Origin of the sequence: Arthrobacter sp. SIMBA_036 (assembly GCF_046535135.1) — a bacterium.
Lineage (GTDB): Bacteria > Actinomycetota > Actinomycetes > Actinomycetales > Micrococcaceae > Arthrobacter.
On record NZ_JAWRXG010000007.1, the window covers coordinates 187,227 to 201,697 of the forward strand.

Annotated in this window: 16 protein-coding genes; 6 read left to right on the forward strand and 10 right to left on the reverse strand. The window is 62.9% G+C overall.

Annotated features, from left to right (window positions below; all coding sequences use genetic code 11):
* Positions 1-68: 68 nt before the first annotated feature.
* Positions 69-902 carry an IclR family transcriptional regulator gene (locus tag SB659_RS11635; RefSeq protein WP_410550513.1) on the forward strand — a complete coding sequence of 278 codons (834 nt, stop codon included), beginning with the start codon at positions 69-71 and terminating at the stop codon, positions 900-902.
* A gap of 90 nt (positions 903-992) precedes the next feature.
* Here SB659_RS11635 and SB659_RS11640 read toward each other — a convergent pair whose 3' ends face one another.
* On the reverse strand, positions 993-1,469 hold the full coding sequence (locus tag SB659_RS11640) for a DUF4383 domain-containing protein (protein WP_284978829.1): 477 nt from the start codon (positions 1,467-1,469) through the stop codon (positions 993-995).
* Positions 1,470-1,626: 157 nt separating this feature from the next.
* Here SB659_RS11640 and SB659_RS11645 point away from each other — a divergent pair, with 157 nt between their 5' ends.
* The gene (locus SB659_RS11645) at positions 1,627-2,598 is read left to right on the forward strand and encodes a hypothetical protein (RefSeq protein ID WP_410550514.1); all 972 of its coding nucleotides are present in this window, start codon (positions 1,627-1,629) and stop codon (positions 2,596-2,598) included.
* Positions 2,599-2,601: 3 nt separating this feature from the next.
* Here SB659_RS11645 and SB659_RS11650 read toward each other — a convergent pair whose 3' ends face one another.
* Positions 2,602-3,249 carry a LysE family translocator gene (locus SB659_RS11650; RefSeq protein WP_410550515.1) on the reverse strand — a complete coding sequence of 216 codons (648 nt, stop codon included), beginning with the start codon at positions 3,247-3,249 and terminating at the stop codon, positions 2,602-2,604.
* Positions 3,250-3,350: 101 nt separating this feature from the next.
* On the opposite strand from SB659_RS11650, the gene SB659_RS11655 reads away from it, so the two are divergent.
* Positions 3,351-3,806, forward strand: a complete 456-nt coding sequence (locus SB659_RS11655; RefSeq protein ID WP_284978832.1) for an Lrp/AsnC family transcriptional regulator — start codon at positions 3,351-3,353, stop codon at positions 3,804-3,806.
* Between the two features lie 6 nt (positions 3,807-3,812).
* Here the strand turns inward: SB659_RS11655 and SB659_RS11660 are convergent, their stop codons facing one another.
* Positions 3,813-4,271 carry an Lrp/AsnC family transcriptional regulator gene (locus SB659_RS11660; protein WP_410550551.1) on the reverse strand — a complete coding sequence of 153 codons (459 nt, stop codon included), beginning with the start codon at positions 4,269-4,271 and terminating at the stop codon, positions 3,813-3,815.
* A 401-nt stretch (positions 4,272-4,672) separates the two neighbouring features.
* Here SB659_RS11660 and gluQRS point away from each other — a divergent pair, with 401 nt between their 5' ends.
* Positions 4,673-5,560, forward strand: coding sequence for a tRNA glutamyl-Q(34) synthetase GluQRS (gene gluQRS / locus SB659_RS11665; RefSeq protein ID WP_410550517.1), 888 nt, complete (start codon positions 4,673-4,675; stop codon positions 5,558-5,560).
* Positions 5,561-5,599: 39 nt separating this feature from the next.
* Here gluQRS and SB659_RS11670 read toward each other — a convergent pair whose 3' ends face one another.
* Positions 5,600-6,211, reverse strand: a complete 612-nt coding sequence (locus tag SB659_RS11670; protein ID WP_410550519.1) for a TetR/AcrR family transcriptional regulator — start codon at positions 6,209-6,211, stop codon at positions 5,600-5,602.
* Positions 6,212-6,330: 119 nt separating this feature from the next.
* On the opposite strand from SB659_RS11670, the gene SB659_RS11675 reads away from it, so the two are divergent.
* Both SB659_RS11675 and SB659_RS11680 read left to right on the forward strand, forming a co-directional pair.
* Complete coding sequence (locus SB659_RS11675; RefSeq protein ID WP_410550552.1) at positions 6,331-7,119, forward strand: SDR family NAD(P)-dependent oxidoreductase; 789 nt, start codon at positions 6,331-6,333, stop codon at positions 7,117-7,119.
* A gap of 69 nt (positions 7,120-7,188) precedes the next feature.
* Positions 7,189-7,725: a phosphohydrolase gene (locus SB659_RS11680; RefSeq protein ID WP_410550520.1), complete on the forward strand. Its 537-nt coding sequence runs from the start codon at positions 7,189-7,191 to the stop codon at positions 7,723-7,725.
* Between the two features lie 31 nt (positions 7,726-7,756).
* Here the strand turns inward: SB659_RS11680 and SB659_RS11685 are convergent, their stop codons facing one another.
* The 6 genes from SB659_RS11685 to SB659_RS11710 form a co-directional block, all read right to left on the reverse strand.
* On the reverse strand, positions 7,757-8,632 hold the full coding sequence (locus tag SB659_RS11685) for a fumarylacetoacetate hydrolase family protein (protein WP_410550521.1): 876 nt from the start codon (positions 8,630-8,632) through the stop codon (positions 7,757-7,759).
* A 130-nt stretch (positions 8,633-8,762) separates the two neighbouring features.
* Positions 8,763-9,434: a FadR/GntR family transcriptional regulator gene (locus SB659_RS11690; protein WP_410550522.1), complete on the reverse strand. Its 672-nt coding sequence runs from the start codon at positions 9,432-9,434 to the stop codon at positions 8,763-8,765.
* Positions 9,435-9,561: 127 nt separating this feature from the next.
* Entirely contained in the window at positions 9,562-11,070 is a 1,509-nt protein-coding gene (locus tag SB659_RS11695; protein WP_410550523.1) for an amino acid permease, read from the reverse strand.
* 139 nt (positions 11,071-11,209) lie between these two features.
* Positions 11,210-12,643 (reverse strand): aspartate ammonia-lyase, encoded by a 1,434-nt coding sequence (locus SB659_RS11700; RefSeq protein WP_410550524.1) that lies wholly within the window; start codon positions 12,641-12,643, stop codon positions 11,210-11,212.
* Positions 12,644-12,656: 13 nt separating this feature from the next.
* Entirely contained in the window at positions 12,657-13,679 is a 1,023-nt protein-coding gene (locus SB659_RS11705) for an asparaginase (protein WP_410550525.1), read from the reverse strand.
* 11 nt (positions 13,680-13,690) lie between these two features.
* Complete coding sequence (locus tag SB659_RS11710) at positions 13,691-14,419, reverse strand: FadR/GntR family transcriptional regulator (protein ID WP_284978842.1); 729 nt, start codon at positions 14,417-14,419, stop codon at positions 13,691-13,693.
* Between the last annotated feature and the right edge of the window lie 52 nt (positions 14,420-14,471).

Below are 14,471 nucleotides of genomic sequence, written 5' to 3' on the forward strand. Positions count from 1 at the left end.
ACGCAGTGCACGGTGTCCGCTGGCCTGTACCGGGACATCCGGCCGCTCCGGGCAAATATAGTGAACCCATGACTCCCTCGGAATCCAGCGACACTCCTGACAACGGAAACAGCAACGGTGACAGCAAGAGCACTTCGGTCATCGTCAACGCCATTGCCGTCCTGAGGAGCTTCACTGCCGACGAGCCACTCCTGGGAGTGACCGAAATTGCCGGGCGGATTGGCTTGCACAAGAGCACTGTTTCCCGCATCCTGGCCACGTTGGAGCAGGAGAACCTGGTGGAGCGCGACGTCGATTCACGCAGGTTCCGCTTGGGGCTGGGGATGATCGCGATGGCCGGCCCACTGCTTGCCGAGCTCGAGGAGCGCCGAGTTGCCTACCCCGTGCTGCGCGAACTGACCGAGAGAACAGGGGAGACCAGTGCACTCATGGTCTGGAACGGCAGCGAATCTATGTGCGTGGAGCAGATTCCCAGCCGCCACCAGGTCAAGCACCTGGCCCCCTTGGGTGCCCGTTACAACGAGGCCTTCAGTTCATCTGTGCAGGTGTTCCTTGCGGCCGAGAACCAGGACAGGGTGCGTCAGTTGTTGCGCAGTGGTTCCATCAGCCTGCCCGGTGCGGACGACGACGCCGTCGAGTCCTACCTCGTGCGGCTGGAGGACTCGGTCGAGCGCGGATGGGCGGTGAATTTCGGTGAAACCTCCATCGAGGAAGTGGGTGTAGCCTCACCGGTCTATGACCACAGGGGTGACATCGTGGCTTCTGTGCTGATCCCGGCGCCCAAGTTCCGCGTTTCCCCGGACACACTAAAAAGCCTCGGCGAAGCCTGTGCCGAGGCTGCGGCGAAAGTCACGGGCCGCCTGGGTGGCCGCGCCCCGCGCTCGTCTCCCTCCGCCCACTAGTCTCCATCCGCCGTCGAGCTGGCATTTATTGGCAATCCCAATCCTTGGGACTGTTCGCTAAATGCCAGCTCGACCGGAGGTGACTGATCTCTACATGCGCCTCCGCGCGGCGGTCCCCTCCATGGCATCCCGTCCGAGCCACAGGCCAACGCCGATCATTGCAACGCCGAGGATGAGGTGCAGCCAGTTGTCCGCCGTGTTGAACGGAACGAAGTTGGCGCCCGTGTCTTGGTTGATGAGCAGGCCGTAGATCCAGAGAACGAGGTACACAGCGCCGCCGCCGATCAGGAACAGGCGGGCCATGCGATCGTTCCGAGCCATGGCCAAGCCGGCAGCGCCGAACAGCATGTGGACGATGTTGTGAAGTATGGACACTTGGAAGACTCCAAGCAGCATGGCGCCGGATTCATGCCCCGCGAAGGTCATAGCGCCGTAATTGGTGGTGATTCCCGGGATGAAGCCCAGGATGCCTACCAGCAGAAAAACAATGCCGACGCCCATGGCGGTGTTGTGAAGCGTTAACCCCATCATGTGGTGGTGTTCGGTGGGATGCGAAGCGGTGGTCATCAGTCCTCCCTTTCACGCGGTTACCCGGCTCTTCTCCTTGGAGAGCCGACCTGCGGCAAGGGCTGTGGCAAAACCTTGCCGACGCCGCCATAATACTCCTGAATTGCCTGCAATAGCAGGGGTTCGGCCGCAGTTCGACGGCGGCTAGCATGGGTTCATGAGCCAAGTACCCAACGGCCGCACGCACTCGGTGTTCCACGATACCCGTGACCTCACGCCCTTCCGCGAAGGGTATGTCCGCACTCCTGTGCGGGGCTTGGCTGACGGCGTGGGCGGGATGTTGTCCGGCGTCCTCAGCGGGCGCGACGGCGCGAGGCTTTCAGTCCTCGGCACGGTTCCCCGGCCCCGGATAATGGCTTCCAGGCCGGCCAAGGCAATGCACGATGCCGTTTTCAGCGCCACCGAGCCGGAGCGCCTGATTGCATTGGGCCGGATGTATCCGGGGTGGGCCGGGCTGTGCCACATCATGGCAGGCCTGCTGGCGTACAAGCAAGGCAGTTACCTGCGCGCATCCGAACTGCTCCGGCGAGGACTGACAACAAGGATCGACGACGACGCCAGCCAGTTCTCGGCGGCCTACCTGGGCCAGGTGGTCACCCGGGTTGAGGTGGCCGAACGCATCGAGGTGCCTGTCTTCTTCAGCGAGGAATCCGTGTTCCTGGCCCTGTCCCACTGCCTCCGCGAGATGGGTTTGACGGAGTCCGCCCTGGAAGCTGTGGTGGGCCTGCCGCCGTCGTTGCCGTCGGCCTTGGCGCGCTGCACGGCGGCGTATTCGCTGGGACGGTACGGGGACGTGGTGGTGTGGACCGAGGGCTTGCTGAATACGGACGACCTCTCCGCGGCCTTGCTGCTTATTCGGGCACGGGCCCAGCGGGCGAGGGGGGACCTTGAAGGGGCCCAATCGGCACTCAAGGAAGTTTTGCGGCGTCGGAAGACCAGCTTGGCCTTGCGCAACGACGCTATTACGGACCGCGCACTCCTTGCTTTGGACCAAGGTCGTCGCACCTTGACTCCCTGGTCCAAGCGGCAGTTACCGCCGGCGGAACTCGAAACAGTGGACGTGATCCGCAAGGACGCTGAGATGCGCCGCTTATGGGAGAGCGACTTCAGGGAACTGGGTGGGCAATAACCGCTAGGTGCTTGCCACGGGAATGAGGGGGAGGAGCTGTTCGGCTAGCAACACCGCGCCCAGACCCATCATGATGATGCCGCTGGACAGGGTAACCACACGTGCCGCGCCGGGCCGTGAGGCCAGCAGCTTGCGCGATGTCATGGCCACGCCGGTGTAAACCAAGCCGGCAAGAATGACGAACGTCAGGCCCAAAAGGCCCGACTGGACCGGAACGGGAAGGGCGGCCTCGGGGCTGACGAACTGTGGCACCAGGGCCACGAAGAACAGTAATCCTTTGGGGTTGACGCCGCTGGTGCCCATGCCTTGGAAGAAGGTGCGGACGTGGTTGTGGGACTGCACGACGCCGGCTTCCGCACTGAAGGTGGCACCGCGCCAGCCGCGCACGGTGGTGAAGCCAAGCCACAGCAGGTAGGCGGCTCCGGCTATGGTCAGCCAACCGAGGAGCCCGGGAACCCCGGCGAGCAACGCGGCCAGCCCTGCGGCCATGAGCAGCGTGTGGATGAGGTATCCGCTGCAAAGGCCCGCGACTGCAGGAACAAAACTGCGCTGGCGGAGCCCGGCCGAGATGGAATAGGCCCAGTCGACGCCGGGTGTGCAGGCCAGGGTGACCGCCACCAGCATGAAGGCGAGGAACAGCTGCGGGTTCACGATCTCTCCAAGAGTAGTTGGTAGCAAAACTCTAGAAGAAAGAGCCCGATAAGTGTTCACTGATTTAGCCCAATTCTCTGCCGTTTGAGTAAGATTATTGCGTGATTGACGGTATTGATAGAAGTATTTTGCGGCACCTAAAAGAAGACGGCCGGATGACCGCCACGGCACTGGCCTCCAAGGTGGGTTTGACGGTGGCGCCCTGCCATCGCAGGCTCCGGGACCTCGAGACCACGGGGGTGATCCGGGGCTACCGCGCGGAGATCGATCCCGCTGCTGTGGGCCTGGGCTTCGAAGCGATAGTCTTCGTCACCCTCCGGCAGGTGGACCGGGGGACCATGGCTGCCTTCGAAGCTCGAGTCACGGCAAGTCCCAACATCGTGGAAGCGCAGAGGTTGTTCGGCTCCCCGGATTACCTGCTGAAGGTGATTGCTGCGGACCTTCCCGCATACCAGCGGTTTTACGACGACGAGCTCGCGGCGCTACCCGCCGTCGAGCGCCTTACTTCAACGTTGGTGATGAAGAATCTCAAGACCAACACCGGGCCCCCGGTCTAGGGGCGGCTACTCCTCAAGCAGGCCGGTGGTTCGGTAGGGAATCACTTCCCTGAGGAACATGCTGGTGGAAGTGCGTACGATCCCGGGGCATAGCCGGATCTCTTCCGAGACGCGGTAAAGATCATCAGGGCTCTTGGCCACCACCCTGATGATGAGGTCTGTGTCGCCGGCAGGCGCGTGGCATTCGAGCACTTCCGGTATCCTGCGGAGGGCTGCGATGGCCTCGTCCAGGTGGCTCTGGTCGAGTTCGGCGCTGACCGCTGCGGCAACTCCGCGGCCCAGCGCCGAGGGTAGTACGCGGCTGCTGTTCAACCGAAGAGCTCCCGATCCCGCCATGCGCTCCAGTCGTGATTGGACGGTGCCCCGAGCCAGGTGCAGTTTCTGCGCCAGGACCATGATCGGTACCCGGGGGTCCTCGTCCAATGCCGCGAGAATACGGCGGTCCGTGGAGTCGAGTTCCTGCAAAGTGACCACTTCCTGTCTGCTGGATGTTCTTGGGATGGTCAGATTGACCAATGATAAGCCAGCCCGTTGCGCCAACTGTATGTGTCCTGCTGAAATAGTGGCAACGAAGCAGGACAAGGCTACCGCCGGATCCTGCAGGCAGCAGGGACGCGGCACACCACCCGCAAACCTGTACGGATTCCCGCAAGGAGACCGCCGCTGATTGACTCTTGTTCACAGCATCGTCATTCTGCATCTCGCCCGTCGTGGGGCGGACACCTCAAGAGCCCCTGAGCCACCGGATCGTTGCGGTCGCTGAGGGGCTCTTGTGTTTTCCGGTCCCGCCCTCCGGCCCTGCCAACCTCTCCTGCCGTCCGCGCCGCAGCTCCGGTCTTGCAACTGGGGCCACATAGGCTAGGTTCATGACTTCCGCAGGCCGATTTGCCCCGAGTCCGTCCGGCGAACTCCATGTGGGGAACCTGCGCACGGCCATGCTGGCCTGGCTCTTCGCCAAGTCCACGGGCCGGGACTTCCTCCTCCGTGTTGAGGACTTGGATCGGGCACGTTCCGGGGCCGAGACCGGGCAGCTACGTGATCTCCAGGCCGTGGGCGTTAGTTGGGACGCCGCCGTCGTACGCCAAACGGAAAGAACCGCTTTATACCAAGACGCCATTGCGCACCTTGAGGCCGAAGGCCGCACGTACGAGTGCTTTTGCACGCGCAAGGAAATCCAGGAAGCGCCGTCCGCCCCGCACGCACCCCTGGGGGCCTATCCCGGGACGTGTCGGCGGCTAACCAAGGCCGAACGTGAGATCAGGCGAGCCTCGCGTCCGGCCTCCATCCGCTTACGTTCCGACGTCACCGAGTGGGCTGTTGAGGACGGGTTGCATGGCCGATACGTCGGCGTGGTGGACGACTTCGTGCTGCGTCGGAATGACGGGGTGACGGCCTACAATCTCGCCGTCGTTGTGGACGACGCCGCACAAGGGATCGACCAGGTGGTGCGCGGCGAGGATCTTCTTCCGTCCACCCCGCGGCAGGCGTACCTGGCGAACCTGCTCGGCCTTCCCACCTCGGAATTTGCCCATGTTCCCTTGGTGGTTAACCACGACGGCGCGAGGCTGGCGAAGCGGGACGGCGCGGTGACGCTGGCGGATCTTGCCGCCGTCGGACTTTCCGCAGAGCGCGTGCGGGACCTGATCCTGGAGTCGTTGGGGCTGCCACCGGGCCCGCTGCCATCAGCGCTAGGGGAGTTCGCGCCGGATCTGTTGCCTCGGCAAGCATGGGTGTGGAAAACGCCGGTCAGCTGAGTTGCTGGCTGGCGGTGTCAGCGAGCCCCCGACCCGAAATCAGCCAAGCTGGGCTGCTGGAACCCCGGCGGCCATGCCGGCCCATAAAGTGTCGGTCGTGGCCTGGACGATGTCCGACACGGCCATCCCGTCCAGATGCCTACCGGCGGCCAGGAGGGCGGCGCCGTGCAGGCTCACGAAACAGACTTTTGCCAAGGTATCGGGATCCCCCGGAGCTAACGCCCCTGCCTCTTGGGCCTCGGCGATGAGGGCGCGGGCCATCTCGATACTCTGCTCCCCGGTGGTGCGAAGCTCAGTGCTGGAACCGGGATGGTGCTTGGTGGAATACATGACGTTGACGAGGGCCGGATGGGCCACCGCGTAGTCCACGTAAACCTTCGCGACGCTGAGGAAGCGATCTTGCAGATCCTCGCCTGAGGCAGATGCTTCAGATAAAAGGTGATTCATGGAGCGAAATCCGGCCAGCGCCATGGCATCAATCAACGCTTGTTTATCCCGGAAGTGCTTTGCCGGGGCACCATGGCTGACGTTCATGTCCCGCGCCAACTGCCGGAGGGATAGCCCCTCCAGCCCGGCTTCTTCGATGGTTTCCATGGCCCGCTCAAGGAGTGCCTCGCGCAGCTTGCCGTGGTGGTAGGGCTGGTCGGTCATGTATCAAGCCTAAGGCAATGTTGGCATTGACAACAAAGTAGTCGGTGCCTACCATGTTGTCAGCGACTACATTGCTTCGACGCATCTCCCAGACCCTCAGCCCACCGATCGGACACACCATGACCATGACCTACCGCGGCACCACGGCACTCATCACCGGAGCAAGCTCCGGCCTCGGGGCCGAGTTCGCCGAGCGTTTCGCTGCCCGTGGCGCAAACCTCGTCTTGGTAGCGCGGCGCGCTGACCGCCTCGAAGAGCTGGCGGGGGAACTCCGTTCCCAGCACGGGGTGACCGTGACAGTACTGCCCATGGATTTGGCCCGCCCTGGCGCAGGGCGGGAGTTGGCCGCAGACCTCGGCAGCCGGGGAATCACGGTGGATACCTTGATCAACAATGCAGGTTTCGGCACCCGGTCCCCTTTCGCGGAGGAGGACCCTGACGCGATTGCCTCCGAGATATCACTGAACGTCGCCTCCTTGGTGGACATCACCCGCGCTTTCCTTCCAGGCATGCTGTCATCAGCAAAGGGCGCGCTGGTCAATGTTGCGAGCACCGCAGCTTTCCAGCCCATCCCGGGCATGGCTGTATACGGCGCCACCAAGGCTTTTGTCCTGAGCTTCACTGAGGCTGTAGCGCACGAAACCAGGGCTTCGGGCCTCAGCGTGTTGGCCCTTTGCCCCGGAGCTACGAGCACCGAGTTCTTCGAGGTGCTCGGAAGCGAGTCTGCCGCGGTGGGCCGCATGCAAATGCCATCGCAGGTTGTCGAGACCGCTATCAAAGCCCTGGACCGCAGCGGAACGCCCGGCAGCGTGGTGTCCGGCTGGGCGAACCGCTTGGCCGCCGGGTTCGCCCAGCGCCTGCCTCGGGCAATCACTGTGGCGATCGCAGCTAGGGCCGTGCAGGATTAGACGCCGAGGACCGGCTAGCCTGAGGTGAGGGCCGATCCCCCAGGCACGTCATCAAATCGGAGGCACTACATGACCGAACCACGCTTCACCGTCGAGACCGCCCGGGTCCTGGCCGAGGTGGCTCACAACCGTCAGAAGGACAAACTCAAGCGTCCATACCGCGAGCACGTCCTGGCCGTCGGAGATGCGCTCGCCGACTTCGATGACGATATCCAGATCGCCGGATACCTCCATGCCATCGCCGAGGATACTCCCATCACGAGGCAGGCCCTGCTGGATATGGGCGTTTCAGAGCGGGCCGCGGACATCATCGAACGCGTTACCCAGCGCTTCCACGAGCATCCCGATGATTACGCAGCCTTCATCCATGACGTCGCCAAGGACCACGATGCGACGCTGGTGAAAATTGCCGACAACGCGCACAACTCCCTGCCTGAACGGGTCCAAGCGTTGGCTGAGAAGTGGCCGGACAAGCCACCGGTGTCCCGTCATGACGATGCCCGGCCGGTGCTTTATACCGCTGTTCCCCGCGAGGAGGTGGAGGCAATCCTGCGCCGGATCAACCCCCACTTGCTGCCGGAACTTGACGAGCTGGTGAGCGAGTAGGGCTCTCTCTTGAGCTCCGGCAGTTGCTACGTCAGCGGACTTCTGCCCGGAAGTACTCCTGGCGTTGACGTCCCAGGCCCTCGATTTCCAGTTCCACCACGTCACCAGGCTGGATGAACGGGAAGCGCCCGGACATCGCCACGCCCTCGGGTGTTCCCGTGATGATCACGTCGCCCGGTTCCAGGACCATGTACTGGCTGAGGTGGTGGACGATCGTGGCCGGATCGAAGATCATGTCCGAGGTAACCGAGTCCTGTCTCGCGTCGCCATTGACCAGGGTCCGGAGGCGCAAATTGTTCGGGTCCACCTCCGAGGCCGGTACCAGCCACGGGCCCAAGGGCGTGGATCCGGGAAGCGACTTGCCCTTGGTCCACTGTCCGGCGGCCCCGGGGATCTGGTATTCGCGCTCGGAGAGATCGTTCGCCACGGCAAAGCCAGCGATGCATTCCGCCGCCGCGGCAACGGAAGAAAGGTACGACGCTTCCCGCCCGATGACAATGGCCAGTTCCACTTCCCAGTCGTACTTCTCCGACGACGGCGGGATGGGTGCGGCGTCGAACGGACCGGCGATGGTGTTGGTTGGCTTGAGGAACACAACGGGAGCTTCGGGCGCGGCGACACCCGATTCGGCAGCGTGGGCGGCGTAATTCAGTCCGATGGCCACGACGGCACCGGGGCGCGCAACAGGAGCCCCAACGCGTAGTCCCTCCGGTGAGATCTCGGGAAGTTTGCCCGTATTCAGGGCTTCGCGGGTGCGTTCGATGCCGCCCGAGGCCAGGAAGCCGCCGTCGATGTCCTGAGTCAGTGACGTGAGGCGGAAGTACTTCTCCGAACCGTCTGCGTCCGGGGCAATGACAACGGGTTGTTCGTTTCCGGCACTACCCAGCCTGGCGAATTTCAAGGTCATGGCTTCCTCCGTGCGATCGGGACTGACATCCGGACTCCAGTGTCGCTGCATCCGCCAGGATTTCGGAAATGTGACCCGACGCAGGTTACCGATCTGATGTTTAGCCGCTTTTCCTTCGAGGAAGCCCGCCTTAAAAGGTTTGCCGCAGCCACTTCTCCGCTGCGCTGATGTGCACGGTCATGAGGGCCCTCACCAGCTCAGCGTCGCGCCGTTCGAGTGCGTCCGCGATGGCGCGATGCTCGTCCAACATCTTCGCTACGGCATTTTCCTGCACCAATCCACGCCAGATCCGGGTCCGCGCCGTGCTGCTGGACAAGGCCTCGAGCAGGCCGCCGAGGTACTCGTTTCCGGCCGCATCGGTGATGATGCCATGGAAGGTGAGATCGTGGGCCACCAGTTCCTTGACGTCCGTGTTTTCGTCGATGCCCTCCAGGGTGCCGCGCAGGGCGCCCAGTTCATCGTCGCCGATTTTTCCAGCCGCCACCTGGGCAGTGGCCGGCTCCAGGATCCGACGGACTTCAAAGAGCTCCAGGATCGAGCGGTCTTGGTGCAGATCTACTACGAAGGCGACTGCCTCGTTGAGCAGTCTTGCGTTCAGGCTGGTCACGTAGGTGCCGTCTCCGCGGCGGACGTCCAGCACGCGGATCAGCTCGAGGGCTTTAACCGCCTCGCGCAGGGAACTGCGGGACAGGCCAAGCCTTTCGCTCAGTTCTTTCTCCGGCGGAAGACGGTCGCCAGCCTTGAGCTCCCCTCGGATCAGCATGTCCTTGATCTTGCTGATCGCTTCGTCTGTGACAGCCATGGACCAATAGTAGACACGAGTCATCGGACGTCTGGACTGCGACGCGTTAACGTACGACGGCGGCACCCGGGTTCCGAAAGTACGGAACCCGGGTGCCGCCGTCGTACGTCGGTAGTTGGTACCGGTGCTACTTATCGCTGGCCGGAAGCGGGCGGTTCGCAATGACAGGGGCACTGCCCGTGTAGCCGTCGCGGGTGGCGGCGAGCTCGTGGATCTGCTTACGGCACATGAACCAACCAACGATCATCAGGGCGCAGGCGATGGCCGTAACGAGCATGGTGAGGGGAGATTCGATGAACACCATGACCAGGACGCCCACCAGGAACAGCAAGGCAAGGTAACCGGTGTAGGGAGCCCCGAACATCCGAAAGGACGGCCGCTTGAGCCAGCCCTTTTCGGACCACCGCTTGAGCTGCATCTGGCACAGGACGATCGTGGCCCACGTGACGATGATGCCCACGGACGCTACGTTCAAGACGATTTCGAAAGCGTCGGCCGGGACCAAGTAGTTCAACGGAACGCCCAGCAAGGAGACACCTGCGGTGATGGCGATACCACCGTACGGGACACCGGCCTTGTTCATCCGCTGGGCGAACTTTGGCGCCGAGCCGGCAACCGACATGGAACGGAGGATGCGACCGGTGGAGTAAAGGCCTGCATTCAATGAGGACAACGCGGCCGTCAGGACAACGAGGTTCATGATGACGTCCACGCCCTGGATGCCGATGGAACCAAAGAACGTCACGAACGGGCTGACACCCTTCTGGTACGAGGTGTAGGGGAGCAGCAACGCGAGCAGGATGACGGAACCTACATAGAAAACGCCGATGCGGAAAACCACCGAGTTGATGGCCTTGGGCATGATCTTCTCCGGATTGGGCGTTTCACCGGCCGCAGTGCCTACGAGCTCAATCGAAGCATAGGCGAAGAGTACGCCTTGCATCAGGATGATCATGGGCAGAATGCCGTTGGGGAAGATCCCGCCGTGGTCAGAGAGGAGGCTGAAGCCCACTTGCTGGCCGGAGACCGGGGTGCCGAAGATGACGAAGTAGGTGCCCACCAGCAGGAACGAAACCAGGGCCGCGACCTTGATCAGCGCGAACCAGAATTCCATCTCGCCGAAGACCTTGACCGAAACCAAGTTCAGGCTCAGCACCACAACCAAGGCAATGAGCGCCCAGGCCCACTGCGGCACGGCGCCCATCCAGGGCACGTATTTACCGAAGAAGTTCATATAAAGGGCCGCCGCCGTGATGTCCACAATGGTGGTGGTGGCCCAGTTGATCCAGTAGAACCAACCGGAGATAAACGCGGCCTTCTCACCGAAGAACTCGCGGGCGTAGGAGACAAACGAGCCCGACGACGGGCGGTGGAGGACCAGTTCGCCGAGGGCACGGAGAATCAGGAAGGCGAAGAAACCACAGACGGCGTAGGCGATGACAAGGGACGGGCCAGCAGCGTTCAGTCGGCCTCCGGCACCGAGGAACAGGCCGGTACCGATTGCACCGCCGATCGCGATCATCTGGATCTGCCGGGGTTTTAGGTCTTTGTGGTAGCCGGAGTCCTCCGTGTGGAGTGCCTTCTCGGTTGCGTGCGCTTGCGGCGGGACTGTGTGGTCCGTGATGGGGTTGCTCATGTGAATCCTTAGGGATGTCCTATTTGGGTGTCCTGACGCGTCCGGCTGGGTTCCGGGCTCACTGGACACTGCCACGTGGGGTGTAGCTTATCGAAGGGACGGATAGCTCAAGCCGTTGGGGCTGGCTGGAGCTCCCGGATCATTGGCTGGGTTCAGCCTGTTTACTCAGATTTGCCAGACGTTCAGGGCTGAGGAGATCCTCCAGCTGGCCAGCTGTCAGCAGGCCATGCTCCAGGACCAGCTCTGCTACGCCCTTACCGGTTGCCAGCGCCTCTTGGGCTATGGCGGTTGCGGAGGCATAGCCGATATGGGGGTTCAATGCCGTGACGAGACCGATCGACTGCTCCACGGTAAGCCGTAGCCGTTCGGTGTTTGCGGTGATGCCCCGGACGCAGCGTGCTGTCAGGGTGCGGCAGGCTGCTTCCAGATGGGAGATGCTCTTGTGCAAGCTGTGCACAATGATTGGTTCAAAGGCGTTGAGCTGAAGCTGTCCCGCCTCTGCGGCCATGGTGACGGTGACATCGTTGCCGATGACCTCGTAGGCCACTTGGCTGACCACTTCCGGGATCACCGGGTTGATCTTGCCGGGCATGATCGACGAACCTGACTGCACTGCCGGAAGGTTGATCTCGCCCAGTCCCGCGCGGGGTCCGGAGGAGAGCAGGCGGAGGTCGTTGCAAATCTTGGACAGCTTCACCGCGACGCGCTTCAGCACGCCGGACAGGTGTACAAAGGCACCAACGTCCTGGGTGGCCTCGATCAGGTCCACCGCGGTAAGGAGGGGAAGGCCGGTGATCTCAGCCAAGTGGCGGCAGGCGGCTTCCGCGTAGCCGGCAGGGGCGTTCAAGCCCGTTCCGATGGCTGTGGCGCCAAGGTTTATTTCGTGGATGAGCATGTTTGACTCATCCAGCCGGGCCCGGTCCTCGCCGATGGTTACGGCGTAGCCGCCAAACTCCTGGCCCAGCGTCATCGGAACAGCGTCCTGCAATTGGGTCCGGCCCATCTTCACTACGGTTCGGAACTCGCGGCCCTTTTCCGCGAACGCCAGCTCCAACTCTTCGAGGGCCAGGAGCAGCTCCTTGACCGAGAAGATCGTGGCGAGGTTCACCGCCGTCGGGTAGACGTCATTGGTGGACTGGCTCAGGTTGACATGATCGTTCGGGTGGAGCCTGGAGTACTCGCCCTTGGGGTAGCCCAGGATCTCCAAAGCGCGGTTGGCAAAAACCTCGTTGGCGTTCATGTTGGAACTCGTGCCCGCGCCGCCTTGGATCACATCCACCATGAACTGGTCCTGGAGCATGCCGTCCATGACGTCCTGGCAAGCTTGCTCGATGGCTCCGGCTCGTTCGGCGTCGAGGAGGCCGAGCTCGTGGTTGGTGCGGGCAGCTGCCAGCTTTACCGCGGCCAAACCTCGGACGAGGTGCCGGTTGGTGGATAGGGGTTGCCCTGTGATGGGGAAGTTTTCGATGGCTCGGAGAGTATGGACACCCCAGTAGGCATCCGCGGGAACGTTGCGGTCACCTAGGAGGTCGTGTTCGGAACGGAGGGGGATCGCTTGATCAACGGTGGTCATCGCTGTCCTTGGATTAGTTCTTGCTGAAAATAGGGGCCGCGCGGAGCTCGCCGACCGGGTGGCCGCCGCCCAACACGGGTGGGCTCTGAAGCGTGTCCAAGCTTCCGCCGTCGACGCCTAACCGGCGGAGCACCTCGACGGTGATGGGCATGCGGGCCCGGTCGCCGCCGTCGGAAATCTTGACTGCGAACCCGGTGCCATCCGGAAGCCCGACAAGTTGAAGGCCTTCGAAGCCGTCTTTGGCGAGCAAGCCCGGGACGGCGCGCATGAGTGCGGTCACGTCGCGCCCCTCACCGGCAACCATCTCGGGGCAGCGGCGCATGGCGTGGGCCACTTTGCCTTCGTTGGTTTCCTCATCGGCAGCGGCGAGGCGACCGTAGGCGCGCGCCATGCCGAACAAGGAGTGGGCGAACAACGGAGTGCCGCAACCGTCAGTGCTTACGGCCGCGGCTTCTTCGCCGGTCAGTTCGGTGATGGTGTCCCGGACCAGGACCTGCAATGGGTGTTCAGGGTGCAAGTACCCCTCCACAGGCCATCCATTGATGACGCATACGGCCGTCATGGAAGCATGCTTGCCGGAGCAGTTCTGGGCGATCTGGGTGGGTCCATTGCCAGCGCGGAGCCATTCTTCGCGCTCTTTTACCCCGTAAGGAAGGTCGGTGCTGTTGCCGAGCGCTGCTTCCGTCAGGCCGTGCAGGCCCAGGATCTCCCGGGCGCCTTCGCGATGCATCGATGCGCCCGAGTGGCTGGCGGCGGTGAGGGCCAGAAGATTTTGGGGTAGGTCCAGTCCGGCTTTCAGGAGCGCCACGGCCTGGAGCGGCTTGAGGCTGGAGCGCGGGTACATCGGAGCTTGCGGCTCGCCGGCTTCGATCACCGGGGTTCCATCATGGGCCAGGGCGGCCAATGATCCGTAGTGAACGCTTTCCACCAAGCCATCGCGGGTTACCTCGACGAGTGGGACGTGTCGCGGCGTTCTCTGGGCCGGTGGGCTGTCCGATGTTTCGGGGGCGGGCATGGTGTCCTTTATGTGTGTCATGTGCTGGGGCGTCATTTGCTGAGGATCGTGTCCAGCGCGATGCTGACGGCTTGGAGGTGGTGTGCCATTGCTTGGCTGGCTGCCTCGGAATCGCCCGCTTCAATGGCGTTGAGCACAGCCACGTGCTCGTCGTCCGAGCGGTGTTGACGGTCTGCAATGAGGTTGAGGGTTTCGGACTGGTGAGCCAAGGCTTCCCGGATGTCCGAGACAACGCTGGCGAACACCCTGTTTCCGCTTGCGCGGGCGACGGCGGAGTGGAAGCTCGCGTCCAGGTTCACCCACGCTTCGGGGTCGGTTTCCTGGAGCATCTCTTGGACAATCTCCTTGAGGTGCTCGAGTTCTTCGTCAGTGCGGCGCTCAGCTGCTAATCCGGCCGCGGGGACCTCGATGTGCGGCCGTGCCTCGTTGAGATCGCGTGCACTGTATTGGCCCAACGTGAGATCGTTTGCGACTTTGTTGGCCACAATGAAGGTGCCCTTGCCGGTTTTCGTCACGGTGAGGCCTAGAGTATTGCAGGACCTCAAAGCCTCACGGATAACGGAGCGACTCACGCCGTACTGCGCAGCCAAGGTTGCCTCGGAGCTCAGCTTTGTCCCGATGTCGAACTGACCGCCCTCGATGGCGCGCCGGAGAGCCGCGAAGACCGCCTCGGCCGCCGAAATGCGGGAGATAGGGGTGTGCGACGTTTGGGCCCTCTGGGACTCGGGCTGTCCGGCTGTCCGGCTGTCTGACAGGTTCACGCTTTGAATATGGCACGGGTCACAAGGCACTGTCAACGCTGAAAGAACCGCT